The sequence below is a fragment of the Tumebacillus flagellatus genome, assembly GCF_000714935.1.
Taxonomy (GTDB): Bacteria; Bacillota; Bacilli; order Tumebacillales; family Tumebacillaceae; genus Tumebacillus; species Tumebacillus flagellatus.
Window position 1 is genome coordinate 53,122 of sequence record NZ_JMIR01000019.1, and the last position, 26,505, is coordinate 79,626.

26 protein-coding genes and 1 other annotated feature are annotated in these 26,505 nt (G+C 57.7%); of the genes, 1 reads left to right on the forward strand and 25 read right to left on the reverse strand.

Annotated elements, in window-relative coordinates:
• Nucleotides 1–10 precede the first annotated feature (10 nt).
• From radC to EL26_RS13450, 22 genes are all read right to left on the reverse strand, one after another.
• Nucleotides 11–721 (reverse strand): RadC family protein, encoded by a 711-nt coding sequence (radC, locus tag EL26_RS13345; RefSeq protein ID WP_038089642.1) that lies wholly within the window; start codon nt 719–721, stop codon nt 11–13.
• A 5-nt stretch (nt 722–726) separates the two neighbouring features.
• Complete coding sequence (locus EL26_RS13350; protein WP_038089644.1) at nt 727–1,335, reverse strand: Maf family protein; 609 nt, start codon at nt 1,333–1,335, stop codon at nt 727–729.
• Nucleotides 1,336–1,493: 158 nt separating this feature from the next.
• On the reverse strand, nt 1,494–2,912 hold the full coding sequence (gene aspA, locus EL26_RS13355; protein ID WP_038089646.1) for an aspartate ammonia-lyase: 1,419 nt from the start codon (nt 2,910–2,912) through the stop codon (nt 1,494–1,496).
• A gap of 58 nt (nt 2,913–2,970) precedes the next feature.
• On the reverse strand, nt 2,971–3,876 hold the full coding sequence (locus EL26_RS13360) for a hypothetical protein (protein ID WP_038089647.1): 906 nt from the start codon (nt 3,874–3,876) through the stop codon (nt 2,971–2,973).
• A gap of 153 nt (nt 3,877–4,029) precedes the next feature.
• On the reverse strand, nt 4,030–5,010 hold the full coding sequence (locus EL26_RS23810) for a 3D domain-containing protein (RefSeq protein ID WP_052036343.1): 981 nt from the start codon (nt 5,008–5,010) through the stop codon (nt 4,030–4,032).
• A 137-nt stretch (nt 5,011–5,147) separates the two neighbouring features.
• Nucleotides 5,148–6,452, reverse strand: coding sequence for a hypothetical protein (locus EL26_RS13370; RefSeq protein ID WP_038089650.1), 1,305 nt, complete (start codon nt 6,450–6,452; stop codon nt 5,148–5,150).
• Nucleotides 6,453–6,469: 17 nt separating this feature from the next.
• The gene (locus EL26_RS13375) at nt 6,470–7,018 is read right to left on the reverse strand and encodes a hypothetical protein (protein WP_038089653.1); all 549 of its coding nucleotides are present in this window, start codon (nt 7,016–7,018) and stop codon (nt 6,470–6,472) included.
• Nucleotide 7,019: 1 nt separating this feature from the next.
• A complete protein-coding gene (pilM, locus tag EL26_RS13380) occupies nt 7,020–8,081 on the reverse strand; it encodes a type IV pilus biogenesis protein PilM (RefSeq protein WP_038089655.1) in 1,062 nt (353 codons plus the stop codon).
• Nucleotides 8,082–8,130: 49 nt separating this feature from the next.
• The gene (locus tag EL26_RS13385) at nt 8,131–9,480 is read right to left on the reverse strand and encodes a hypothetical protein (protein ID WP_038089658.1); all 1,350 of its coding nucleotides are present in this window, start codon (nt 9,478–9,480) and stop codon (nt 8,131–8,133) included.
• Between the two features lie 2 nt (nt 9,481–9,482).
• Nucleotides 9,483–9,980: a PulJ/GspJ family protein gene (locus EL26_RS13390; RefSeq protein ID WP_081857189.1), complete on the reverse strand. Its 498-nt coding sequence runs from the start codon at nt 9,978–9,980 to the stop codon at nt 9,483–9,485.
• On the reverse strand, nt 9,977–10,414 hold the full coding sequence (locus tag EL26_RS13395) for a type IV pilus modification PilV family protein (RefSeq protein WP_038089663.1): 438 nt from the start codon (nt 10,412–10,414) through the stop codon (nt 9,977–9,979). Before EL26_RS13395 ends, EL26_RS13390 begins: the two co-directional genes overlap by 4 nt.
• A gap of 38 nt (nt 10,415–10,452) precedes the next feature.
• Nucleotides 10,453–11,211 carry a prepilin peptidase gene (locus EL26_RS13400; RefSeq protein WP_038089666.1) on the reverse strand — a complete coding sequence of 253 codons (759 nt, stop codon included), beginning with the start codon at nt 11,209–11,211 and terminating at the stop codon, nt 10,453–10,455.
• A gap of 88 nt (nt 11,212–11,299) precedes the next feature.
• Complete coding sequence (locus EL26_RS23815) at nt 11,300–11,698, reverse strand: prepilin-type N-terminal cleavage/methylation domain-containing protein (protein ID WP_052036344.1); 399 nt, start codon at nt 11,696–11,698, stop codon at nt 11,300–11,302.
• Between the two features lie 25 nt (nt 11,699–11,723).
• Nucleotides 11,724–12,944, reverse strand: a complete 1,221-nt coding sequence (locus EL26_RS13410; RefSeq protein ID WP_038089668.1) for a type II secretion system F family protein — start codon at nt 12,942–12,944, stop codon at nt 11,724–11,726.
• A 38-nt stretch (nt 12,945–12,982) separates the two neighbouring features.
• The gene (locus EL26_RS13415; RefSeq protein WP_038089671.1) at nt 12,983–14,020 is read right to left on the reverse strand and encodes a type IV pilus twitching motility protein PilT; all 1,038 of its coding nucleotides are present in this window, start codon (nt 14,018–14,020) and stop codon (nt 12,983–12,985) included.
• Nucleotides 13,989–15,692: a GspE/PulE family protein gene (locus EL26_RS13420; RefSeq protein WP_052036345.1), complete on the reverse strand. Its 1,704-nt coding sequence runs from the start codon at nt 15,690–15,692 to the stop codon at nt 13,989–13,991. The genes EL26_RS13415 and EL26_RS13420 overlap by 32 nt, the downstream gene beginning before the upstream one ends.
• Before the next feature lie 214 nt (nt 15,693–15,906).
• Nucleotides 15,907–17,412 (reverse strand): bifunctional folylpolyglutamate synthase/dihydrofolate synthase, encoded by a 1,506-nt coding sequence (locus EL26_RS13425; protein ID WP_052036346.1) that lies wholly within the window; start codon nt 17,410–17,412, stop codon nt 15,907–15,909.
• On the reverse strand, nt 17,412–20,075 hold the full coding sequence (locus tag EL26_RS13430) for a valine--tRNA ligase (RefSeq protein WP_038089675.1): 2,664 nt from the start codon (nt 20,073–20,075) through the stop codon (nt 17,412–17,414). Before EL26_RS13430 ends, EL26_RS13425 begins: the two co-directional genes overlap by 1 nt.
• 60 nt (nt 20,076–20,135) lie before the next feature.
• Nucleotides 20,136–20,381, reverse strand: a binding site (T-box leader).
• A 61-nt stretch (nt 20,382–20,442) separates the two neighbouring features.
• Entirely contained in the window at nt 20,443–21,006 is a 564-nt protein-coding gene (locus tag EL26_RS13435) for a cysteine hydrolase family protein (protein WP_038089678.1), read from the reverse strand.
• 89 nt (nt 21,007–21,095) lie between these two features.
• A complete protein-coding gene (locus EL26_RS13440; RefSeq protein ID WP_038089680.1) occupies nt 21,096–21,419 on the reverse strand; it encodes a hypothetical protein in 324 nt (107 codons plus the stop codon).
• A 5-nt stretch (nt 21,420–21,424) separates the two neighbouring features.
• Nucleotides 21,425–22,000 carry an Rpn family recombination-promoting nuclease/putative transposase gene (locus EL26_RS13445; RefSeq protein WP_052036347.1) on the reverse strand — a complete coding sequence of 192 codons (576 nt, stop codon included), beginning with the start codon at nt 21,998–22,000 and terminating at the stop codon, nt 21,425–21,427.
• Between the two features lie 131 nt (nt 22,001–22,131).
• On the reverse strand, nt 22,132–23,334 hold the full coding sequence (locus EL26_RS13450; protein ID WP_038089683.1) for an MFS transporter: 1,203 nt from the start codon (nt 23,332–23,334) through the stop codon (nt 22,132–22,134).
• A gap of 167 nt (nt 23,335–23,501) precedes the next feature.
• Between EL26_RS13450 and EL26_RS13455 the strand changes: the two genes are divergently transcribed.
• The gene (locus tag EL26_RS13455; RefSeq protein ID WP_038089686.1) at nt 23,502–23,936 is read left to right on the forward strand and encodes a MarR family winged helix-turn-helix transcriptional regulator; all 435 of its coding nucleotides are present in this window, start codon (nt 23,502–23,504) and stop codon (nt 23,934–23,936) included.
• Between the two features lie 132 nt (nt 23,937–24,068).
• Here EL26_RS13455 and EL26_RS13460 read toward each other — a convergent pair whose 3' ends face one another.
• From EL26_RS13460 to EL26_RS13470, 3 genes are read right to left on the reverse strand one after another with little or no spacing between them, the layout of a single operon-like run.
• Nucleotides 24,069–24,590 (reverse strand): chromate transporter, encoded by a 522-nt coding sequence (locus EL26_RS13460; protein WP_038089689.1) that lies wholly within the window; start codon nt 24,588–24,590, stop codon nt 24,069–24,071.
• Entirely contained in the window at nt 24,587–25,309 is a 723-nt protein-coding gene (locus EL26_RS13465) for an ABC transporter ATP-binding protein (protein ID WP_081857190.1), read from the reverse strand. Before EL26_RS13465 ends, EL26_RS13460 begins: the two co-directional genes overlap by 4 nt.
• A complete protein-coding gene (locus EL26_RS13470; RefSeq protein ID WP_038089692.1) occupies nt 25,309–26,505 on the reverse strand; it encodes an ABC transporter permease in 1,197 nt (398 codons plus the stop codon). Before EL26_RS13470 ends, EL26_RS13465 begins: the two co-directional genes overlap by 1 nt.

Below are 26,505 nucleotides of genomic sequence, written 5' to 3' on the forward strand. Positions count from 1 at the left end.
CTCTTCATGCCTAGTCCAGCCAGCCTTTTTCCCGCATGCTGCAGTAGGAATGCGACCCGATGACGATGTGATCCAGCACGTCGACGCCGAGAATCCGTCCGCACTCGACGAGGCGGCGGGTGACTTCGAGATCTTCATAGCTGGGCGTCGGGTCCCCGCTGGGGTGGTTGTGCAGACAAATGATCGCCGACGCGCTGCGCTTGATCGCGGTCTTGAAGATCTCCCGCGGGTGGGCGACGGTGCCGTCAAGCGTTCCGACGGAGACGATTTCCTCTCCGATCAGTCGGCGCTTGGCATCGAGATGCAACGCGACGAAGTGTTCCTTGAGTTGAAACTGCAACCGGTCCATCATGTACTCCGCCGCATCTTGCGCCGTGAGAAACTGCGGCGCGCTGCTTTGGGAGAAACGGGCGATCCGACGTCCAACCTCGATGGCCGCTTTCAGTTGCGCGGCTTTGGCGAGGCCGACTCCGGGAATCTCGGTCAACTCTTGCAGGTCTGCATGAAGCAGTTCCCGAATGGAACCGAACCGCTTCAACACCTGTTCGGCGAGGTTGACCGCCGAACGGCCGCGCGAGCCCGTGCGCAGGAGAATCGCCAGAAGTTCGGCGTTGCTCATCTGCTCGGGGCCCACTTGGCGCAACCGTTCGCGCGGGCGGTCTTCCTCCGGAATTTCGCGGACGAGCACCGGCGATGCAGCCAGAAGCAGCGCTTCGCTCATCGTGCTCACCGACCTTCCGAACCCGAACGCGGCAGCACGTCAAAACCCCACTCGGCAAGACGATCTGCCAACAGCGCAACCGGCAAGCCGACCACGGTGAAAAAGTCGCCGGTGATACCGGTGATGAACTGCGAAGCTTTGCCTTGAATGCCGTAAGCTCCTGCTTTGTCCATCGGTTCACCGGTGGCGACATACGCGTCGATCTGCTCGTCCGTCAGCGGCTTAAACCGCACTTCGGTGCCGCTCACATCGCGCACCATCCGCCCCGGCTCCCCCGCATCGACCAGCGCAATGCCGGTGTAGACGGTGTGCGAGCGTCCGGACAAGCGTCTGAGCATGCGCTTTGCGTCTTCCGCGTCCGACGGTTTGCCAAGAATGTCATCGTCACAGACGACGATCGTGTCAGCTCCTACTACAATGCCACCGGACAAAGTATTCGCAACGACGCTTGCTTTTCTGTACGCCAACTCCTGCACGATTTCCACCGGCGAAAGTCCTGGCGCAAACGACTCGTCCGCCTCGCTGACCAAAATGTCAAACGTCAGTCCAAGGCCCCCGAGCAATTCCTTGCGCCTCGGGGAGCCGGACGCCAAGATCAACAGGTGTTCCTGCATGATGGATACCCCTCCGATTGTTGGGAAATCTGGCTTTATGTAGTTTGTCCTCAATTTGGAAAAACTATCTGCACATACTGATTCATTCTACCGATTATCGCAACGCCTGTCCAGATGAACAGAAAATCCGCCCGGCAAGGGCGGATTCGCGGTTCTTCTTATTCGCCGAACAACAGCTTGGCGCCGGAGATTCCGGGGCTTGTCATCTCAAACGGGTTGAGGATGACTTCGAGCTCTTCCGGCGTCAGCACGCCGCGCTCGGTGCAGATGTCGCGCACGGAGCGTCCGGTTTGAATCGCTTCTTTGGCAATCGAAGTCGCGGTCTCGTAACCGACGTGCGGGTTGATCGCCGTGACGATGCCCACGCTCTGCTCCACGAGGTCGCGGCAGCGGTCGACGTTGGCTTTGAGGCCTTCGACGAGGAATTGGCGGAACACGCTGAGGGCATTTTGGAGAATGGAAAGAGATTGCAACAGATTGAACACCAGCACCGGCTCCATCACGTTCAATTCCAATTGGCCCGCTTCGGACGCCAAGGAGATGGTGTGGTCGTTGCCGATGATCTGGAACGCGACTTGGTTGACCACTTCCGCCATAACCGGGTTGACTTTGCCCGGCATGATCGAGGAACCCGGCTGGCGCGGCGGCAGTTGCAGTTCGTTGAGGCCGGTGCGCGGGCCGGACGCCATCAAGCGCAAGTCGTTGCAGATCTTCGAGAGGTTGACGGCGCAGATTTTCAGCGCGCCGGACACTTCGGTGTAGGCGTCGGTGTTCTGCGTGGCGTCGACGAGGTGCTCGGCGCGACGCAGGTCCAGACCGGTGATCTCGCGCAGGAACTCCGTGACTTTGACGATGTAGCGCGGGTCGGCGTTCAGCCCGGTGCCAACCGCCGTCGCACCCATGTTGATCTCGCGCAAGTTGTCCAACGAGCGTTTCACGCGCTCCACATCGCGTCCGACGACGCGGGAGTACGCTTCAAACTCCTGCCCCATGCGAATCGGCACCGCGTCTTGCAAGTGCGTGCGTCCCATCTTGATCACTTGGTCGAATTCGACCGCTTTCAACGCGAACGCTTGGCGCAACAGTTCCAGTTGCTCGATGACGCCCTTGGCGAGATTCAGCGACGCGATGTGAATCGCCGTCGGGAACACGTCATTGGTGGACTGCGCCATATTGACGTGCGTGTTCGGGGAGCAAAGCAGGTAGTTGCCGCGCTCGCCGCCCAAAAACTCAATCGCGCGGTTGGCGATGACTTCGTTGGCGTTCATGTTCATCGAAGTCCCGGCGCCGCCCTGAATCGAATCGACGATGAACTGCTCTTGCCACTTGCCTTCGAGAATCTCGTCGGCCGCTTTGGCGATCGCTTCGCCGATTTCCTTTTTGAGAACGCCGACTTCCATGTTCGCGAGAGCTGCGGCTTTTTTGATGGAAGCCAGCGCTTTGACCATCTCCGCATGCGGCGGAATCCCCGTGATCGGGAAGTTTTCCACGGCACGCAGAGTTTGAATGCCATAATAAGCTGCTTTCGGGACTTCCTTGGTCCCGAGCAGGTCTTTTTCAATTCGTACATCGGTCATGAGAGGTACATCTCCTTTGAGAACTCGTTCCACTGCATGCCGTTATTGTACCATATTTTTATTGAACACGAATCAATTGGTTGCCCAAGTCTTCATACTCGACGAAGAAGGCGGTCAGTTTCGCTTGACTCTCCAGCAGGTTCGGAGTGCCGGCGGAAAGCTGGTCGACCGCTCCTTGCAGTTGTTTGAAGAGCGCGTCCCACTTGCCGGCTTCCTCGCTCAACCCTGCTTGAAGCAGGAGCGCCCGCGACGCTTTTTGCTGGCCGCTCAGTTGGGTGAGGTTGGTTTTCAACGCGGCAAGTTTGTCGCTGTCCGGCTTGGCGGACGTCAGCACGTTCATCGCGTCGAGGCCGAGTTTCGCTTCGCTTTGCAGCTCTTGCACGACGGTGCGGGCATCGGCGTCCTTCAAGTTGGCGATGTAGCCTTGGCGCTCGGAGATCTTGAACTCCTTGGCGTAGAACGTGATCTTGCGCTTGTTCAACTCCGCTTCAAACGCCGTGTTGGATTTTTTGTCAGGGGCGACGGCGGAAAACAGTTGATAAGGACCCTCGCCGCGCAACGTGGTGACGATGCACTGTGCGGCCAAATCCTGCTGCGCTTTCTCGGCTTTGGCTTTTTCCGGGAAAGATCCCAACTGCCACACGTACAGGCTTTGCGCGGGCAACTCCGCCGCTCCCTTGACGGCCGGAGTTCCGGAAGTTTGACCGGGAATTGCCGGGATGGTGGTGACGGTCGGCTCGGCGGCTTGGTCCTTGAAGAGCACCAACAGCAGCACGCCGAGCACCACGCCGGTCACGACCGCAAGCAAGGCGGGCAACAGGTACGAGAATCGCTTCGCATCGCCATCGTTTGGGCGGCGGAAGGAAAACGCGTTGCGCGGCTTGAGGTCGAGCAGGTGACGCGAGTTATGTTGGCGATCTGACATCTGACGGTTCGACGCGGTGTTCAAGGTGGGCTGGTCCATGTCCTCATCGACTCCTTCGTTTCTCTTAACTCCAATACTAGACTCTATGAGCGGAGTTGGAAGTCTATGACCGGAAAAAAAGAAAAAAAACGACCGCTTGGTGTGTAACCAAACGGTCGTGTTGTTCGTCTAACAGGTATCTAGAGAGTTCGATTAGTTCAGGATGTACACTTGCACGGTCCGTCGACCGAATTGCAATGCTTGTGCTTCGCTGTCGAAGTGCAGATCGATTCGGTTCCCCTTGATCGCTCCGCCCACATCGCTTGCAACCCCGTATCCGTACCCCTCTATGTAGAGTCTCGTACCCAACGGAATTACACTCGGGTCCACTGCGACGGTTCCCTGTCCTGCCGCGCCGCCGGTTGCGGTGCGCGACCCCGGCATGGAATACGCCGAAGCGGCCATGGTCATAGATTTCTGGGCTTCTAAATTCTCACCGCTGCGGCTTGCAACGATGATCGGCCGCTGTTTCGTGCCATACGCGATAACTTGATTGACCGGTTCAGCGGTCGTCGTGCGATCTTCCTTGCGGTCCACAGCTTTGCCGTTTTCATAGAAAACGGTCGTTTTGACTTGGACCTTCCCTTCCACACCGGGCGTCAGCACCTTCTCTGTGCCGGTATACTCGTTGGCATCCGGCTGGCGTTCGGTCTGAAAAGGTATTGCTTCTTCTGCAACTTGGACATCTTGCGTGCGACGGGTAATCGCGATCGTAAGCCCTGATTGTATGGAAGCTGTTGCATCTACACTGAGTTTATCGGCGTCCGTTACTTGGATCTGAAGTTCCTTGAGCACATCGGCGACGGTGTCGCTCAACGTGTTGACGGAGACTGGGTCGTGGGTGCCATCTTGTATGACGATTGATTTCGCGTGTTTTACTTTGATTTGGGTGCCGTCAGTAAGTTCCTTCGTCACTGTAGGTTGCACCAGATCATCTTTCCCTACCTGTACGCCTTGTTTCTTCAGCAGATCGGCAACCGTCCCGAACTCGAACCCTTTGACGAGTTGGGATTTGCCGTCGACTTCTATGGAGATCGACTTGTAGGCCGTGGCGGCCGTGGCCGAACCTCCCAGAAGCAACGCAACTGCTGCGGCAGACAGGCAATAGATCGACTTTCGGTTGACCTTGCGCACTCAACCACCTCTTTTCACTTTTTGCAGTTCCTATGACCTAGGAAAAAAGACCCCCATTACCTGTTGGACAAATGCTGGAATCAGTATAACCCGACTTTTCCATCTTGGCAATGGGGGAAATTACCGTTGTCAGAAAATTACCGCGACTCGACAGGATTCGTCCGCCATGTCGGGTCGTAGGTTTTCATGGGTCCCGGAGCAGGCAAAACGTCGATTGCGTTCGGTGCAAAGTAGAGCGTGAAGTCGATGTCAAGCGTCACCACCGTCTTAAACACGTGGTTGCTTTGGATCGTATAGTCCGGTTGGTTGACGAGAATCAGCGGCGGCGGAATGTTCGCCGGGGGTTGCGGCGTCTCGTTTTGACCACCTTGCACATCGGACGTCTGTGCGTCCGCCGTGGAAGATATCAACCCGAGCACTTCGCGGATGTTGGCGTTGGTGCCGGGGATGAACACTTGCGCAAACTCTTGGTCAAAAACGGAATCGGCCTGTTTCTTCCCTGCCGTTCCGGCACTGTAGCGGTTGAACCCCTGTTGGATTCGCAGGTTTGCCACGTCCTTCTCATGCTGAGTCGTCAAGGTCGGAACGGTGGCGCGGATCGTCTCTTGGTAGCGGTTAAAATCGGTTTGCGTAAAAATCGGCGTGAGATCGTTCAACAATTTGTCGTTGAGAAACTCCGGCGTCAGGTGTTTGCGAATCTCGGCCGGGGTGAGGTTTGCGACGGCGAGTTGGTTTTGCAAGCGTTGCACGGTCGAAACCGTGTTTGCTGTGCTCCCCGTTCCCGTCGTGACCGCTGAAAAAGTCGCGGAAGAGCCGGAAACTCCGGAAGTCCCGGCTGCGGGCACGGTCGTGTTTCCCGTTCCGGTCGACGTCGGGGTAATGTCCTGTTTCTCTGCTTTGAGCGTCCAGGCGTTGTACGTGACCAGACGGCTCATCGTCGAAAATTTTTCGAGAAACGTTCGGACTTGTTTGTAGTCGCCGGTTAACGACAACTTCCCGCTGAACGTCTGCATCGGCAGAGCGGCGCTGCCCGGTTTGGCGTTCGTTTTCACCGAGGGCTTGGCGTTCGACCCGGCCGAAGCGTTCGGCGCTTGCGCACCCGCCAGCCCAGAGGACTTCGAGTCCAAAAACGCAATCGACACCACGTTCACTCCTGACGCTGCCGCACCCGCGTGCAGCTCTTGCAAAAAACGCTCCTGCTCCAGCTGCGCTGGCACCAGCAGGGCCAGTGCGTTTTTTTGCGCGTCGGTGACAGTCGAGGGCTTCGGGGTGGAAAGCAGGTTCGCTTGTTGCGCTTGGGCGGTCGAGAGTTGTTTCTGCAAACTCTCAACCCAGAACACTTTCGGTATGAAAACAAAATATGCAAGCAAAGAACCGACAAGAACCAACAAAACAACGCAGAGGATGACCCACTGTCGCAGTTTCCACTGTTTGACGTTCATACCGACGGGCCTCCTCTCTAGGATTGTTGCGCCGTCTTGGGCTTCAAAGCGACGGTGAGTTGCGCGGTAAAACTTTTCAAAGCGGGTTCGGACGTTTCTTCTTGGATATTGAGGATCGTGAGGTCGGACACCCAGACTTCATGGCGAAGCAAAGCGGCGTACTCCTCGATCTTGGACGCGTCGTCGGTGCGCAGCTTCAAGTCGAGCGACTGCTTTCCGGTGTCGACCGTCAACTGTTCCACCTGCATGTGCTCCGAAAGTTTCGCAGAGAGGTCGTCCAACATCTGCCCATAGTCGTTCTGCTCGGCGATCAGTTTGTCCACCGCCCCGCGCACTTGGTTGTATTTTTGGGTGCGGGAGTCCACGGTGCGCTCGGCGGCGAGAGCGGTGTTGTCCGCTTTGACGCGGTTGAGTTGCGCTTGCAGGTTGCTCTCCGTCGTCACGAGATGAATGTACCCAACCAGCGTTGACCCCACTCCGCCGAGGAGCAAGACGGCTGCGGCAAGCCAGGCGAGCATGCGGTATTTTTTGGTAGGGGACTCTTTGGGCAGGAGGTTGATTTCCACGTCACTTCACCTCCTTGAGCGCCAAACCGATCGGAATTGCGTATTCGTGCACGATTTCCTTGAGGTGTTCGATTTCCTCCGTCCATTGCAGCGCATCCAGCGGCATCGTCGTCGTCGCGATGTCGACGAAACGCTCTTGGAGATATCCTTGCAGCACGCCGGTCTTCGGCAGAACGCCGGAGACGATGATGCCCGTCAACGTGGCGTCGCGGTTGTTCAACGTGTAGCGGTAAAAGTTCATCGAGCGCTCGATCTCGTACCCGAGGTCGTTGGTAAACGACCGGAAGTCGGTGTTGCGCTCGAAGTATTCGAGGATTTCCAAGACGTGCAGCGGCTTTTGCAACTCCCGGTCGATCCGGTATTGCTCCAGTTGCATCGGCACGTTGCGGGTAAACTGCAAGATCTCTCCGTCAAAAATGTGGATGTCCGTCCACTCTTCGGCGATGTCAACAAACATCGTGGTTTGCCGGGGAATGCTCGGGCACAGTTTGCTGCACGTCCGCGAGAGCGCCAACGCGCGGATGTCCACGCCGGCGGGCTTCAGTCCGGCTTTTTTGGCAGCTTCGACAATCGGGTCGATCACGGAGCGAGAAGACGCGATCAACGCCACGTTGGCGAGCGGTTTGTTGTCTCCCGCTTTCTCCGTCGAAAGCTCGTCGACCGGGACTTGCGGCGTTGCGCGGCCTGTTTTAACCACGTCGTACACCGGGTCTTCAAACGGCAGGTGGATGGAGTTTTGCAACTCAAAGTCGATCACTTTGCGCAGTTGCGGCTCCGGCACGTCCGGCAGTTGCAACTGCCGGATCACGACATATTGGCTGGGCACGACGAGATGCGCTTTGTTGCTGCGGATGTTGTGTTGGCGCATCGTCTCCCGGATCACGTTCGCCAGAGTTTCCACTTGGACGATTTTGCCTTCGGAAGACATGACGCCCAGGGGAATCGAAGCTTGCACGATGCGTTGCAGGGTGTAAGTACCGGATTTTTTTCGAAGCTCGGCGATCAAGACGCGGTATTCGTTGATCTCGATGCCGAGTGTGGTTTCGGAGATGATGCTGAGCATGGGACTCCCTCTCTCTTCTCAAAAAACTGCGCTGTCCATCAGTGGCGGGTCAGCGTCCGTCTTGGTCATACAGCGCGGCTTGCGCTGCCGTCAACGTCACATAGAGGCGGTAGTTGGACGGCCAACTCGGTTTCTTGGCGTCGGTGTTCAAGATGCGCTCCGCCGTGATCGCGCCGCTGTGGTTCCAGACGAAGTTGTCCGGGAGTTTCAGCGTGGACGGACTGCTGCTCGCTGTGTTGTAGACGATGAGATCGCCCTGTGAATCGGTGCTTGGGTTCAATTGCAGCGAACCGTTGACGAGGATGATTTTGTCCGCTTTCTCCGCCAGCACGTCCCCGAGCGTTTGGGTGGACGAGAGGAACGTCGAACTGCCGGGGGGTTTTTTCACGGCTTTGGTCGCGGACGTGACGTTGCCGGAGAAATAGTAGACCGGAACCGCTTGCAGGCTGTTGTAGACTTTGTTGCCCAGTTGGTTGACGTAGGCGTGGAAATCGACGTTGCGGCTGCAGGAATCCGGCTGTGCGTACGGCCCCATCAACGAGTACTGCAACTCGGATTGGTGGCCGTTGCCTTGAGACCACTCCAATCCGCCCTCCGGTCGAATCCATCCGTTTATGAGGGTGTAGATGTCAAATTTGTCGTTGTTTTTCGGACGCGCGATCACCAAGGGGGCGTTGTTGTCCAGATAGACGCCGCCGGAGATGTCCACGCTGTCCGCTTTGTAGGCGTACGGGTCGTTTTTTAACAAGCGGCGGTCGTCTTCGAGCATCGCGTTGCCTAATTGAAGAGAGTCGCCGAGAACCAGCGCCCGCATCAGATACGTGTTGCTGACCCCGCAAATTTCTTCACCCGGATACGGTCCGGCGTCGGGAAGCGGTTTGATCGGTTCGGGGTCCGGCGTCGGGGACGGACTCGGGTCGATCGGAGTCGGATCAGGGGTCGGTTCCGGTGTCACGGGCGATTCGGACGCGGTGAGTTGAAAGCGAATCGCGCTCTCCGGTTTGGCAGGTGAAGAATTCCCGAAGCCCGCTCCGTCGGCGCTCGCCACCAGCGTTTCCACCGTCTGTCCTTGCTCGTCTGTGGAGGTTTCCAAACAGACGTTGACCGTGGGGTCGGACGGATTGACCATGCAGTGCGTGCCGGTGTCGCTGCGAAATGTCGCGGTAAATTGATCCGGTTGGTTGTACAGCATATACACGGCCAATTCCATGCTTTGCTCGGCGCGGTACTCCGCTTGCACGTTCCGCTCATGCAAAAGCGATTGATTTTGCGAATTGTGCACTGCAAGCGTCACGCCGCCGAGCATGATCCCGAGAACGGTCACGGCGACAAACACCAGCAACAGCGCCGAACCCTGTTCGTTTTTGAAAACGTTGCCCAACCTCCCTGTCAGACGCATCTTCATCGCCCCCAATTGAAGCGGGAGACCTTGGTGGTCATCTCCGCTCGATTTGCATCGTTCACATCCCCCACCGTCACCGCAATCGTAAACGAATCCCCTTCCTGCTCCACTTGAAACGTTCCGTGTTTCGTCAACGACAACGTCGTCTCCGTCCCGTTTCGCGAGGTCGTGTACAAAATCTCCGTTCCCGCCTGTTCATAGGCAACGTCGATTCCCTCCTGCGTTTCGTCGTTGGAGCGAGCCGTGTGCAGATGGAATTTGTGATCCGCCGCTGCTTGCCATCGGTCGGTCGACGCGCTGCGCCGGAGGTCTTGCGCCAACTGGTTCATGATCTGCGAAGCTTGCTCTTGGTTCAAGGAGCCTTGCGTCGTGTCGCGAAAACTGCTCATCGTGCTGATCGAAAACGCCACCACTCCGCCAAACACCACACCCATCAAGGCAATCACCATCAATAGCTCCATCAACGTCACGCCGCGCTCGTCGTCTCGAAGCATCATGGCGTCACCCCTGCCGCTTTCTGACGGACGGTCGTGGCAAGCGTCGTCAACGCTTTGCGAGCGCCGCCCGCCTGCTCCAAATCCGGGCCTTTGATTTCCACAGTGACGTCGACCAGTGCATGGGTCACCGGGACATCCGGTGTTCCAAAGTCATGGCGTTGAAGCGTAACGGTCGCTTGCAAGCCGTCAACATTCGGGTCGAGCGTGACGACGTGCGGGTCGTCCGGGTACGTGAATCCGTTGACTTCGAGAACTGCTTTTTGTTCCTGCACCGTTTGTTCGGCGAGCAGAACGGCTTGGTTTTTGAGTTGGTCTTCCTTATACCACCGATAGACGGTCGTGCCAATGCTCGTCAACGGAAGCGCGACGATCGTCAGCACGACGACGGCGATCAGCAGTTCCAACAGCGTCAAGCCTTGCTCGTTTTTTAGCATTCGCACCACCTCCTCATCGGTTATCTGAAGAGTTTCTTCTATAGAAACAACTGGCGATACCAGTCCCACACTTGCAGTCCGTACGCCCAAGACGTCAGCGTCCCCAGCAAGATGAACGGTCCGAACGGGATCGCTTGGCGCGGACGCAATTTCCCCGACAGCTTCAGGGGCACTCCGACCGCCGTCCCCCACACGCAGGAAAAAAACAACGCAAGCAACACGAGTTTCCAACCGAGCCCCAGCCCCAGCAACGCAAACAGTTTCACATCTCCGCCGCCCATACCGTTGGGCACGAGTGCCAGCAACAGAAGCAAACCGCCTCCGACCGCAAAGCCCAGCAGGTACACCCAGATCGGATCGGTGTGCACAAACAAGCGCAACACCAGGACGACGACCATGCCGGGCAGCGTGATTTTGTTCGGAATCAACTTCGCCCGCAGGTCGGTCAGCGTGACGGTGATCAGCAAGAGGAACAACACGACATCCACCAACGTCTCCCATCGACCTCCTCCGTGCCGCACGACGAACGTTAAGAGCATCGCCGTCGCCAACTCTCCCAGCGGATACAGCCACGAGATCGGTTCTTTGCAAGTCCGGCACTTGCCGCCCAACACCACCCACGACAAAAACGGAACCAAATCGCGGGCCTGCAATTGCGTCCCGCAAGACGGACAATGCGAACGCGGCGGGTTCCACACCGACGTCCCGGAGAGCGTCCGAAACGCCCACACGTTCAAAAAGGAGCCCAAAAACAGAAACAACACCCAAAAATAGCTCAGAATCACCCAATTTTCCATAGTCCCTCATCTAGAGCAACTGCGTGGACAAAACGTGTCCACGCAGCGCCGGTTGTGTTCTGGTTGTACCATCGATTCTTGCTGGAAATTAGTTGTGTGCGTACGTCACGGTCCCGTCACTTTTGTTAATCGTGTAGGTGCCGCCGTCTGCCGTGTACGTGCCGGCAGCGTTGTCCACGGTGCCGGATGCCGCCGTGATGCCCGATTTCGTCACGACTTCAGCCATGTCGTACTGCGTGGCATCGCTGGAAGCGTCCTTCGCCGTCGCGTACGTTTCGCCGTCGAAGATCAGGCGTTTGGCCGTTTGCGACATCGTCTGCGCGTTGGCTTGACCGGTCGAAGTCTCCGCGTCGGAACGGCTGTTCATGATCGCCGGAATCCCGATGGCGGCGATAATGCCCAGAATCACGATAACGGCGAGCAACTCGATGAGGGTCACCCCTCGTTCTTCTTGCAGTTTCTTCAGTACTTTGCGAATCAGTACCATAAAATGTCGCCTCCCGAGATTCTCTCTACTGCGTGCGTCCTGCGTGTTTATAAATTTCAAACATCGGCGCAATCGCGGCGGTGACGATGATCCCCACCACGACGGCCAAGATCAAGATCATAATCGGTTCAATCATCGGCCGGAGTTTGTCGACAGTCGCGTCGACGTCCGATTCATAGAAATCGGCGATTTTGCTGAACATCGCGTCCATGCTGCCGGTCTGCTCGCCGATGGCGATCATCTGCGTCACGAGCGGCGGGAACATTTTTTCCTCGCGCAAGGGCGTGACCATCGACTGCCCGGCACGAAGCGCATCGCGGGAGCCCCGCAACGCCCGGGCGTAGACTTCGTTGCCCACGACGTTCGCCGCCACCGTGAACACCGTCAAAGCCGGAACGGCGCTTTGCAAAAGCGTCGCCATCGTGCGGGAGCTTCGGGCGATCGCCGCTTTTTGAAACAGTTTGCCGAAGATCGGCAGTTTCAACTTGAACAGGTCAACCGCGAAACGCCCGCGCGGAGTTTTGACGAACGACCGCCCGCCGAGAATCAGGACGATCAACAACCCCAGATACCAAAACCACATGTGAATCAAGTGATCGGACGCTCCTATGACCATTCGCGTCGGCAGGGGCAAGTCGCCGCCGAGAGCGGTCAGGTTTTTGACGAAGTTCGGGATGACTTTGACGAGCAGGAAGATCGAAACCAGCACCGCGACGACGGCGATGACGCTCGGATAGGTCAGCGCGGATTTGACTTTCTCCCGCGTGTAGTGCTCCTTCTCCATCATCGAAGCCAGCCGCTCCAGCACGTCTTCCATGTTCCCGGTCAACTCTCCGGCGCGCACCATGTTGGCAAACACGGGCGGGAACCGCTCGTCGTGTTCACGCAGCGCGTCGGAGAGTTGGTTGCCGCGCGCCACGTGCGAGGCGCAGTCGGCGAGGATTTTTTTTAACCTTCTGTTATCGGTTTGCTCGCTCAAGATGCGCAGAGACTCCACGAGCGTTACACCCGCTTTGTACAGCGTGGCAAACTGGCGGAGAAACGGTACGAAGTCCTTGAGCGGCAAGCGTTTGGAACCGAGTTCGATCTCACGTTTCCAGATGCTGACCTTGGCGTCGGCGAGCTTCGTGACGTACAAGCCCCGGTCTTTGAGGTCGAGCACGGCGGCCTGACGGTCGGCCGATTCGATCCGGCCCTTGTGCGTCTTGCCTGTGTGATCCACTGCGTGATAGGAAAAGGCCGGCATCGAACGTCTCCCCTCTGTGATTCAGGCGGCGGGCGCTCCTAGAGCACCGCGCTCTGGTGTGAAAGCTGCTCGCGGGCGGATTGATCGCTGATGTCGCCGCGCCGCACCAACTCTTGCAAGTGCATCTCCAGCGTCTGCATGCCCTGTGCTTTGCCGGTCTGCATCGTGGTGCGAATCTGATGCACTTTCTCCGAGCGGATCAAGTTGGCGACGGCGGGCGTGTTCACGAGAATCTCTTGTGCCGCCACCCGTCCGTTTTGGTTGGCGCGCGGGAGCAGGCGCTGTGAAACCACGCCGAGCAACACCGCCGCCAACTGCACGCGAATCTGTTGCTGTTGCTCCGGCGGAAACACGTCGACGATTCGGTCGATCGTCTGCGGCGCGTCGGCGGTGTGCAGGGTGGCAAACACCAGATGGCCCGTTTCCGCTGCGGTGATCGCTGTGGAGATCGTCTCCAAATCGCGCATCTCCCCCACCAATATCACGTCCGGGTCTTGGCGCAACGCCGCCCGCAAACCGCTTGCGAACGACTGGGTGTCTTTGCCTACTTCACGCTGGTCGACGATGCTTTGCTGATGATGGTGCATGTACTCGATCGGGTCTTCCAGCGTGATGATATGACGGCGTTGGCGGCGGTTGATCGAGTCCAGCATGCAGGCGAGCGTCGTCGATTTCCCGGAGCCGGTCGGACCGGTGACGAGAAACAGCCCCTGCGGTTTATGCGTCATGTCGAGCAAGATGTCGGGCAGGCCCAATTCTTCGGGAGAAGGAATGCGCCGCGGCACGACGCGCACCGCCATCGAGAGACTGCCGCGCTGGCAGTACGCGTTGATCCGGTAGCGGGAGACCCCCTCTATTTCCCAGGAAAAGTCGTACTCTCCGCGCTCCATCAGCGTTTCGAACTGATCGCGGGTCAACAGTTCCCGCGCCATGTCCATCGTGTCCTGCGGTTTCAGCGGGTCGCCCGGCAGCGCGCGCAAGTCGCCGTGCAAGCGCAACACCGGGGCACTTCCCACCGTCAAGTGCAAATCGGAAGCGCCGCGCTCATACGTCGTGCGCAACAAATCTTGGATCATGCACGTGCCCTCCTTCGGTCATCGTGGTTCTGAACACTTCCGCAAACGTGGTGACACCGTTTGCGACTTTGCTCAGTCCGTCGTCGAACATCGTCCTCATGCCGGCCCTTATGCAGTGTTGACGGTACTCGGAGTCGGGTCTTTTTTCCATGATCAGGCGGCGCAACGGCTCGTCCATGTGCATGATCTCTTGGATGGCGACCCGCCCTCGATAGCCCGTTCGATTGCAGACACCGCACCCGCGGCCGATGCGCAGGAAGTCGACCGGAAGCCCTCGCGCTTCCAGCAACCGACGCTCATCTGCGAGCGGAATGTACGGCTGCGAACACTCGTGACAGATGCGGCGCACGAGGCGTTGCCCGACGACGCCGACAATCGAGGACGAGACGAGAAACGGTTCGATGCCCATGTCGATCAAACGCGTGATCGTTGCGACGGCGTCGTTGGTGTGCAAGGTGCTGAACACCAAGTGTCCGGTCAGCGCCGCCCGTACGGCGATCTCCGCCGTCTCGCCGTCGCGGATTTCCCCGACCATGATCACGTTCGGGTCTTGGCGCAAGATCGCCCGCAGTCCATTGGCAAACGTCAACCCGGCCGCTTGGTTCACTTGCACTTGGTTAATTCCGTCCACTTGGTACTCGATCGGGTCCTCGACGGTGACGATGTTCACTTCGTCGGTGTTCAGCCGGTTGAGCGCGGCGTAGAGCGTCGACGTTTTGCCGGATCCGGTCGGGCCGGTGATCAACACGATGCCGTGCGCGTGGCGCAGCATCCGGTTGAAGCGGTCCAAGTTGTACGATTCAAAGCCCAATTTCTCGATGTCGTTGATCGCGGTCTTCACGTCAAGCACGCGCATGACGATCTTCTCCCCGTGCGCGGTGGGCAATGTGGAGACGCGGACGTCGACCGTTCGCAAGTCGACGTCCATATGGAACCGTCCGTCCTGCGGCACACGGCGTTCGGCGATGTTCAGGTGCGCGAGTATCTTCAAGCGTGCGGAGATGACGCCCTGCATGTGTTTGGGCAGCGAGCGCTCGGTGCGCAGCACACCGTCCACCCGATAGCGCACGCGGATGCCGTCGTCCTGCGGGTCAATGTGAATGTCGGACGCGCGCTGGTGAACCGCCTGTTGGATCATCTGGTTGACCATCCGCACGACCGGCGAATCTTCGTCGATAATCTCGCGGTCGACTTCCAACTCCACTTGCGGCTGCATCGTCTGCATGACTTCTTCGACGGAGCCCTGCATGCCGTAATAGCGGGAAATCGCCCGCATGATCTCGTCTTTGGACGCGATGGCGGGCTCGATCACAAAGCCGGTGCTCATCCGCAAATCGTCGATCGCGTAATAGTCAAGCGGGTCGACCATCGCGACCATCAGCTTGTTGCCGTCTTTCTTGAGCGGCAAGACTCGGTACATCGTGGCGAGGCGTTCCGGGATGATCCCGAGCAAGCTCTGGTCGACTTTGTAGCGGTGCAGTTGGACATGCGGGATGCCCAACTGGAATTCTAAAGCCTCAATTAATTGTTGCTCCGTTACCAGCCCCATGTTGAGGAAGACGTCGCCCAGCTTCTCCTTGCCGGTTTTCTGGATGGTCAACGCCTCATGCAGTTGTTGTTCGGTGATCAATCCGGCGTCGATCAACAAATCCCCGATGCGTTTGCGGATCATGCGTGCGCGCCTCCCTTTTAACGTCTGTAGGCCAATCGTCCCAGTTTCATGGAGACGTATTTCGACATTTTCAGAAACTTTCCTGCTCGCCTTTTAAAAAAAAGATATTAAGGAACAATCCAGACTTACCTTCCTGTGATAAGTGTTTGAATTTATTGCCTTCTCTACAAAAAAAGAACCCCTGCCGCCAGGGCAAGGGTTCGGGGTGCGAGGTTTACTTTTGGAAGAGGAAGTGCCGGACTTCGGAAATCGTGTACAGCGACCCCGTGTAGAGGACGGCGTCCACCTGCCCGCCGACGGCGAGCTCTTGCGCGCGCGCCAACGCGGTCGGCACGGTGTCGCACACATCACTTGGCAAGTGCGGCGCCAGATCGCGAACGACAACGGCCACGTCTTGCGGGTTGGCGGCTCGCGGATAGTCGGCTCGGGTGACGATCACATGTGCCGCGTGAGCCAGCACGGGAGCGAGCACGCCGGGGATCGCTTTGTCGGCGAGAATTCCGAAAACGACCGCCAAGCGGGTGTTCGGCAGCAGTTCGGAAATCGTCTTGGAAAGCATCTCCGCCCCCTCGGGGTTGTGCGCGCCGTCGAGGATGGTCAGCGGCTCCTGCGAGACCACTTCAAACCGTCCGGCCCAGCGCATGCGCTGCAATCCTCGGCGCAGCGCGCCTTCGGAGATGTTCCAGCCCATGGCGTTCAGCTGCACGATGGCGGCGACCGCCAGACTTGCGTTCCACACTTGGTGCGGACCCAACATGCCGATTCGCAATTCGGAAAAAACAACTCTGTCACGCGCGGGCCCCACGTTCGCGTTCGAAGCATCAACCTGCGAAGCAACGGCGCTCGAAGAATCAACGTGCAAGTCATTCGCGCTGGAAGCACCCGCAATTCGGTCAATCGGCGATGCGATGGCAGACGTTGCTTCCCCTTGCCAGTCAAACATCTGGCCTTCAAGCCCGAGCGCTTTGCGGCCGGTTGCCCAAAAGTCGCGCCCCATGTGCAGAGACGGGGCGCTTTTTTCCGAAGCGGTGCGTAAGATGACAGAGAGTGCCGGTTCCGCGGCGGTCGTGAGCACGGGAACGCCGGGTTTGATGATGCCCGCTTTCTCGGCGGCGATCTCTTCCAGCGTCTCGCCGAGGATCGCTTGGTGATCGCGTCCGACGTTCGTGATCAGCGAAAGCACCGGTGTGACCACGTTGGTCGAATCGAGCCGTCCGCCCAATCCGGTTTCCCAGACGACGACGTCCACGCCGACGCGGGAATAATGAAGAATCGAGAGCGCCGTGACGACTTCAAACTCCGTCGGACGACCGTGCTCCGTTTCCGTCACTTCCTCGACTGCGGGACGGAGGAGGTTCCCCATCGCGAGCAATTCTTCGTCGGTGATGTTCAAGCCCCCGACCGACATGCGGTCGTGAAACGACGTCATGTACGGCGACGTGAACAGTCCGACGCGATACCCCGCCTCTTCCAAGATCGAAGCGAGATACGCGCAAGTCGAACCTTTGCCGTTCGTGCCCGCGACGTGCAGGAACTTCAACTCGCGGTGCGGGTTGCCGAGGCGGCTCAGCATCGCTTCCATGCGCTGGAGACCCGGCTTGATGCCTTTGCGACCGTCAAAGCGGTCAAAGCCGTGAATCCACGCGAACACGGCATCCACTGTTTCAAAACCCTCCGGCGACGCGGACGCCGCCGGGAGTTCGTGTTCCGTGCCTTTCATCAGCCGCGCAGCTCCGCGATGCGGGCGTTGACTTTTGCGCGCTTCTCCGCGTAGTCGGCGAGCTTTGCTTTTTCCGCTTCGATGACTTCCGCCGGCGCTTTCGCCACGAAGCCTTGGTTGCCGAGTTTTTTCTCGATGCGTTCGACTTCGCCGTCGAGTTTCTTCGCTTCCTTCTCCAAGCGGGCGATCTCGGCGTCGATGTCGATGAGGCCTTGAAGCGGCAGGAACAACTCCGCGCCGGTGACAACGTTGGTCACCGCTTTGTCCGGAGCGGCGAGGTCGGTGCCGATCGTCAGGCTCTCCGGGTTGCAGAAGCGAACGAGGTACGATTCGCCGCGCTTGAGCACTTCTTCGGTCGCCGCGTCGTTCGCTTTGATCAGGAGCGTGATCTTGCGGGACATCGGGACGTTCAGTTCGGCGCGGGTGTTGCGGATCGAGCGGATGATATCAATGAACAGAGACATTTCGCGCTCGGCGGTTGCGTCGTCGAGCCCTGCGCTGTATTCCGGGTATTTCGCCGTCATGATCGACTCGCCTTCTCGGGAGGCCGGCAGATGTTGCCAGATCTCTTCGGTCAAGAACGGCATGAACGGGTGCAGGAGGCGCAGAGCTTGGTCGAGGACGTAGACGAGAACGTTTTTCGTGGTGTTCTTCGCCGCTTCATCTTCGCCGTTGAGCGGCATCTTCGCCAATTCGATATACCAGTCGCAGTATTCGTTCCAGAGGAATTCATAGAGCGCGGTGCCGGCAGCGCCGATGTCGTAGTTGTTGTCCATGCGCGCGTTGACTTCGCGGGCGGTTTCGTTCAGGCGGTGCAGGATCCATTTTTCGGCGATGCCGAGCTTGGAGTTTTCGTGAATGCCTTCGTAGGTGAACGACTCGTCGAGGTTCATCATCACGAAGCGCGACGCGTTCCAGATTTTGTTTGCGAAGTTGCGGCCCATCTCGACGCGCTCCCAGTTGAAGCGCATGTCGTTGCCCGGCGACAGACCGGTCAAGAGCATGAAGCGCATCGCGTCGGTTCCGTACTTCTCGATGACTTCGAGCGGGTCGATGCCGTTGCCAAGCGACTTGGACATCTTGCGGCCTTCCGGGTCGCGGATCAAGCCGTGGATGAGCACGTCGGAGAACGGCTTCTCTTCGGTGAACTCCAGCGCCGTGAAGATCATGCGCGCCACCCAGAAGAAGATGATGTCATACGCCGTGACCAACACGTCGGTCGGGTAGTAGCGCTTGAGGTCTTCCGTCTGTTCCGGCCAGCCCATCGTGGAGAACGGCCAGAGACCGGAGGAGAACCAGGTGTCGAGAACGTCGTCGTCTTGCTTGAGGTTGTGCGAGCCGCACTTCGGGCAGGAAGTGACTTCTTCCATCGAAACGATCGTTTCGCCGCATTCGCAGTACCAAGCCGGGATGCGGTGGCCCCACCAGAGCTGACGGGAGATGCACCAGTCGCGAATGTTTTCGATCCAGTGCAGGTAGGTGCGTTCAAAGCGCTCCGGCACGAAGTTGACGGCGGTTTTTTCGTTTTTCTGCGCTTCGATGGCAGCGTCGGCGAGCGGTTGCATTTTGACGAACCATTGCGTGGAGAGGAACGGTTCGACAACAGCGCCGGAACGCTCGGAATGACCGACGGAGTGCATATGTTCTTCGATCTTGATCAGAACGCCCATCTCTTGCAGGTCTTTGACGATCTTCTTGCGCGCGTCGGCGCGGTCGAGACCTTGGTACGGACCCGCGTTTGCGTTCATCGTGCCGGATTCGTCCATTACGTTGATCTGCGGCAGATCGTGGCGCAGGCCGAGTTCAAAGTCGTTCGGGTCGTGCGCCGGGGTGATCTTGACGCAGCCGGAGCCGAATTCTTTGTCGACATAGTCGTCGCCGACGATCGGGATTTCGCGGTTCATGATCGGGAGGGTGACCGTTTTGCCGATCAGGTGTTGGTAGCGCTCGTCTTCCGGATGAACGGCAACGGCGGTGTCGCCGAGCATCGTTTCCGGGCGGGTCGTGGCGACGGTGATGTGGCCGCTGCCGTCCGTGAGCGGGTATTGCAGATGGTAGAGCGCGCCTTGCACGTCTTGGTAAATAACTTCGATGTCGGAGAGCGCGGTGCGTTGTGCCGGGTCCCAGTTGATGATGCGGTTGCCGCGGTAGATCAGACCTTTTTCGTAAAGCTTGACGAACACGGTGCGAACCGCTTTGGACAGCCCTTCGTCGAGGGTGAAGCGCTCGCGGGAGTAGTCGACGGAGATGCCGACTTTCGCCCATTGTTTGTGGATGGTGTCGGCGTACTCGTCTTTCCATTCCCAGACTTTTTCGAGGAACTTCTCGCGGCCGAGGTCGTAGCGGGAGACGCCTTGCTCGTCGCGGAGTTTCTTCTCGACTTTCGCTTGGGTGGCGATGCCGGCATGGTCGGTGCCCGGCAGCCAGAGGGTATCATATCCCTGCATGCGCTTGCGGCGGATCAGGGAGTCTTGGATGGAGAGGTTCAGCGCGTGCCCCATGTGCAGGTTGCCGGTGACGTTCGGCGGCGGAATGACGATGGAGTACTTCGGCGCTTCTTTGTTTTCGTTCGGTTTGAACAGGTTGTTTGCAATCCACCAGTCGTAGAGTTTGGTTTCTACGGCTTTGGGATCGTAGACTTTCGGGATGTTCAGTTCTGTCATGTTGGAAAACCTCCTCAAAATAAAAAAGTCCCCTCCGTCCTCCGACGCGGAAATCGCGTCAACAAGGACGGAAGAGACGTTTCTTCCGCGGTACCACCTTGGTTCGCCCCGCTCTGTGGTCGAGGCGCACTCCAATGAAGATAACGGATTCACCGGTCACCCTTAGTGATCCTGCCACAGACAGGAAGGTTCAGGGCAACGACTCCGGGACGACGTTCGAGACATTTCACTTAGGCGGCCTCACAGCGGGTCAACCACCCTCTCTGAAAGTTTCCAGTCTCTACTCTTTCCCATCGCAGTCTTACGTTAGTGTGGGTTGATTTGATACATAGTATACACGAAGAGTGTGTGAAGGTGCTACTGTTTCTTAGTAAAATTTAGATTCGAATTGGAGTTCGTCGGACGGGACGACGACGATGTAGTGTTCCAAATTGTCCAAGCCGTGCAAGTTGCAGTTGTGGTGCGCGACGATTTGCTCGGCGGAGAGGACTTTGTTGTCGGTGGTCGAGTGCGCGTCTTGGACGAGCGTGACGAAGTAGCCGAGCGTCGTGGCGCGGCGGCACGCGGAGTCCACGCAGTATTCGGTTTTAAAGCCGGTGATCACGAGATGGTTGACGCCGAGAGCTTGCAAACGTTCGTGCAAATCCGTCCCGTAAAAAGCGTCGGTTGATTTTTTGTGCACCGAGAGTTCTCCGTCGAGCGGCGCGATGCTGGGGTGAACGGCAAATTCCGGGGTTCCGACCGGGGCGACGTCGACGTCTTGGACGTAGAGCACCGGGATGTCGGCGTTGCGGGCTTTGGCGAGCACGTCTTGAATGCGATCCAGCGTTTCTTCCTTGCGGTAGATCGGGCGAGTGCCTTCCACCAGTCCTACTTGTGCGTCGATGACGAGGACTGCGGTTTGGTTCGTTTTTGGCTCATCTCCACCAATTCCTTCCGGTCATTGTTACAATCATTCTTACAATATCACAAGAGAGATGGAAAAAGACACCTCAACTTTTCAGGAGAGGTGTCTTGGACTTAGAGATTTTCGAGGTCTTGGAGAATCAGAGACTTATCCTTGGGGAGCGATTTGCGCAGAGCGTGGATGGTATCAAGCGGCTGTTCGCGCAGTTTTTTCAGATAGGGAGTGAAGTCGAGTTTGTAGAAGGCTTGGAGGATGTCTTGATAAGCGGAGATTGCTTCGATTATTGCTGCTTCTTCAACAGCCTCTTCGATTGCGTCTTCCATTCGTTGCAGTTCATCTAACCTTGCGATATCACGACTAAGGGCTCGATGCCTTAATATTTCATCTCCACTAAGAGTTACGAGTTTGTGATAAGCACCTTGGACCTGTTCGCTCATAGAACTCACATCCTCTTCGCTAAGTCTGTCTGCATAACGCAAGAAAAAAGCCAGTGAAACAAGGCGTTCCCCGTCTCAAGTACTTTTTCTTTATTATATCCGAACTTCGGCAATTCGATAAAGTGCATCTCCAGATGGTCGGTGAGCGTGAAGCCTTTGTTTCGCTCCCGAATCAAAAACGAGTTGTGAAAATCGGCCTGTCCTTGAAAATGAACAAAATCCACGAGATTGATGCAGATTGCCTTTTTTAGCTGTCGATACTGTTGTCCATTTTCTAATTGTCCACCGTACATTCTGGCCCAATAATAGAGGGAGCGATTGGAGTAATGCTTTTGGTTCGTAATCTGAATTTCGAGGTCGATTTGCTCCCGTTCAGAGGTGAGCACTTTGATATCCAGAATGGAGCTTTTGTCGTCAAGATCTTGAATTTTAAGTACAGGGTCTACAAGCGTCAGATCTGAGATCTTTGCGTCAAGGATCGCTTCCAACAGTGATTTCAAGTACTCTTTGCTGCTTTCCTGACCGAACAAAGCTTTAAACACAAGATCATTAGTAGGCTTCATCAGAGTTTCCTGTTTCATCGTCTCCCCGCCTTTTTGGAACGTTAGGCTGATCCTACCACGTGATCACAGCGGATACAACATGTAACATCCGCTTGCAAAAAAGACACCTCCACGTTTCGGCAGAGGTGTCTTTTTCCTACCGGATTCTCTTAATGCCCTGCCACGTGGTCGACGTGCTTCACATGGCGATGGTTCATTCCGATGAACACCACCGACACAAAAACAAACGCGGCCCCGACGATGAACGGGATGTGCGGGTTGTACCATTCGGCGAGTTTGCCGGCGAGGTACGGGGCGACCGCGCCGCCGATGAAGCGCAGGAAGCTGTACGCAGCAGACGCCGTGGAACGCTCCACCGGCGCGGCGTTCATAACCGCCGTCGTGATCAGCGTGTTGTTGTTCCCAAGCAACGCCCCCGCCACGATGACGCAGGTGATCGTCACCCATTGCGTTTGCGTCCAAATCCCCATGATCAGCAACACGACGGCAAACAGCGCAAGCATCAGGCTCATCGCTTTGATCGTGCCCATCGCCTTCTGCAATTTCGGCGCCATAAACACCGACGTGACCGCGAGCAGGATCCCCCAGCCCAGGAACACAAACCCAAGACCGTGCTCATCCAGCCCCAAAACAAACGGCGCGTACGCAAGCAAGGTGAAGAACCCGAAGTTGTACAAAGCAGCCGTCAAGCCGAACACGACCAGCGAACGGTGCTTCAACGCCTTGAACGGTGCCGACAGCGAGATGCTCTTCTTCGGCCCCTCATGCTTCTTCGCTTTCGGAAGCAGGAACACCGTCGAGAAAAACGCCACCACCATCAGCCCCGCCACGCCGAGGAACGGACCGCGCCATGAGATCGCGCCGAGCCAGCCGCCCAGCAGCGGACCGACGGAAATCCCGAGTCCGATCGCGGCTTCATACAAGATGATCGCTTGTGCCGTCCCGCTGTTCGAGAGCGTGACGATCGCTGTCAACGCCGTCGCCACAAACAGCGCGTTCCCCAATCCCCAACCGCCGCGCAGGGTGATCAACGCGCCGATGCTGTTGGAAAAACCGCCCAAAGCTGAGAACAGCGCAATCACCAAGATCCCCAGCAACAGCGTCCACTTGATCCCCAAACGAGACGAAATCGCGCCGGTGATCAGCATCGCCACGGCCATCACAGCGTTGTACGACGTGAACAGCAGGGTGACTTGACTCTGCGAAGCATCCAGCTTCTTCGCAATCGCCGGCAAGATCGGGTCGACCAACCCCAAGCCCATAAATGCAATAATGCCTGCAAAAAACACAGCCCACACCGCGCGCGGCTGTTTGAGAAGACTACTGCTTCCCTGTTCCGGCAAGGATGACATTGAAACCCCTCCTTCATCGGAATATGCCCATTCACATCGAGATGCGATTGTTTTCCGATTGTTTCTTGTCCAAAATAGTTGTATCATGAAACTACATAGTTGCATTATACAACTTCCTCGAAAGTTGTCAACATGATGACAAGTAGTTTCCCGAAGAGGTGATTGAAATGGATAAACGCGCCTTGGAGACGGTCGAAGTGGAAACAGCGTTTCTCGTGCGCCGCGCCACGTCGATTTCCACGTTAAAAAAAATCGGCGACCTCGACCGCTCCGCGTACCTGTTGCTCCATCAAATAGCATCCCACGGATCGGCCGGAGTTAAAGCGCTCGCCGACGAATTCCGTCTGAACATCTCCACCGTCTCCAGACAAGCGGCGTCTCTGGAGCAAAAAGGCTATGTCACCCGCATTCCCGACCCGACGGACAGACGAGCGTATTCTTTGGAGATCACAGAGGAAGGACTCCACGAGCTGCAAGCCCACAAACAGGCTCGCATGAAACGCATCGGGAACCTGCTCAGAGACTGGTCGGACGAAGAACTGGAGACCTTCGGCCGGCTTCTGACGAAATTCAACCGCACGTTCCTTGACGAAGAGTCTTGATTCTGCACGCCCAAAAACCATTGGCGCAGACCCCCGAAAGAACCAACTCCTTCTGCTCGCGCCGGAGGGATTTATCAAAGCAAAAAACCGTTGCAGCCACCCGGCCTCAACGGTTTTTCTCTGTTGCTCAGCTTATTTCTTTTTCTTCTTCTTCGTGTTGCGGTAGCGCTTTGCCGTCGCGTGCGGGACGAACGGTTTGTCGACTTTGGAATGCTTGTCTTTGACTTTGGCGCGCTCTTCATTCGCTTTCTTGGCGGCCACTTTCGCGTCGAGTTCGGCGCGTTTCTTCTCGGTCCATTCATGCGTTTTGGTGAAGATAAACGTCCCGAACACCGAGATGATCACGACGAGCATCGGGAGCTGCTTCACGGCGTTCAACAACAGCGTGTTGCCATCGACAGACCCGTATCGCGCGTAGACGTAGATCGCATAAACCGCATAAGAAATCACCGCAGCCAATATCGAGCCGATGATTCCGTGCGTGAAGCGGCGCTTCTCCACGCGCTGTACGATGAAGTAGATCGCAAACATCATCGCGACCGGCAGTGTCGAAACGAGCAGATCCGGGGTGAAGAACATCGGGATCACGCCCGAAATCACACCCAAAATCCCCGCGACAGCAAAAATTCGTTTCCAATTCAATTCATTCATCATGTTTCAATCACTCCAGACTGTATCTTCACGGTGCGGTTCGCGTACCGCGTCAAGCTGCGGTCGTGCGTCACCATGACCACCGTTTTGCCCTCCGCTTGCAAGCGGGAGAACAAACCCATCATCTCTTCCGCTGTTTCTTCGTCCAGCGCTCCGGTCGGCTCGTCGGCCAACAAAAGCGGCGGGTCGCCCATCAGCGCGCGCGCCAACGCCACGCGCCGCTGCTCGCCGCCGCTGAGCGTAAACGAACGGTCTTCTCCCCGGTCGGTAAGCCCCACGCGCGCGAGCAGCGCGTCCGCCCGCATCCGGTCGGATTTCGTCACGCTCCCCCGCAACAAGATCGGCAGCAGCACGTTCTCCCGGACGTTCAACGTGTTCACGAGGCTCGGGAACTGAAACACAAACCCGATCCGCCGGGCTCGAAGCCTCGTCCGCTCCCGCTCCCGCAACTGCGTCATATCCCTGCCGTCTATAAAAACGGCACCCTCCGTCGGCTGGCTCAACAGCCCGATCACCGAAAGCAACGTGGATTTCCCGCTTCCCGACGGCCCCATGATCGCGACAAACTCGCCCTGCTCGATCCTCAGGTCGATGCCGGCGAGCGCATGAATCTGCCGTTTGCGCTCCAAATAGTCGGGCACATCCCGGCCCCGCACCCGCTCGCGGCTCCCCCCGTTCCACGGTCCCTGGTAGGTTTTCGTCACGCCGAGCAACTCGATCATCACGACTCCCCCTCCCGAATCGCGTCGTAGGGATTGCGGCGCAGAATCCGGTGCACCGGCACGGCGGCGGCGAGCATGCCGATGCACATCGTGACCAAGAGCGCCGAAACGGCAAGCACGGACATCGACGCAAGCGTCGGGAACACGAGCGGCAACGTGAACGACTTGAGCAGCAGCCCTTGGTTGTCATACAGCGTCGTCGCCACCGCGAAGACCCCGATCCCGCCGCCCGCAAGCGCGGCGAGCGCGGCCTCCGTCAAAAACAAGCGATAGACCGCCCACGCTCCCGCCCCGACCGCGCGAAACATCCCGATCTCGCGCATCCGCTCTTGCACCAGTGCGGAAAAAAGCGTCATCGCCTGCAACGCCGCCATCACGAGCACGATTCCGATCATCGCATACGAGAGCAACCGCATCGGACGAAGTTGCTTGTTCATCGTATCACGAATTTTCGCTCCCGTCACCGCCGCAACGTCCGGCACGGTGCGTTCAATTTGACGTTTGACGAACTCTTCGTCGCCCGGTTTCGTTTTGACCAGCGCCACGGAGATCGAATCGGGCGGCGCTTTCACGTCCAACGTCCGCGCTTTGTCCAAACTCATGAAAATCGTATGATCCGCTCCCGTGCCCGTCGGAAACAACACCTGCGCCACTTCAAAGTCATGCCCGAACAAGTTCAACCGCTCGCGGTACGCTTGGTACTTCATGTGGGCGATCGCGTTGCGCCCTCCGGCTTCGCTGCCTATTAGAAGGGAGTCGGACGTCATCTTGTGCCCGACTTCGCTTCGAAAGCCCTTCAACGTGAAGTCGCTGCCCGGGTCAAACGCCACGACGGAGAAGTCCCCTTGGATCTGACAGCAAACGCCGGAGTACGTCGCCAGATACAACTGCGGCGACACCTGCTCGACTTCCGGAATTTGACGCAGCTTGTCCAACACGGAACTCGGCATGTAAAACGGAGAGGTCTCACCGGAGATCATCACCTGCTCGGCGACCGCGCCGTAGCTTTTGGGCACCACCATCACGTCGGCCCCGAAGCGGGCTTGGCTTGCGGTGAGGCCTTTGTCGACGCTCAGAAGAAAGAAATAGCTCAGGAACAAAATCGAAGCGGTAATCGCCGTGCTCGCCACGAGCAGCGAGCTGCGCAGCGGTTTGCGCCACAGGTTCCCCCACGCGAAACGCACGCGTTGCCACAT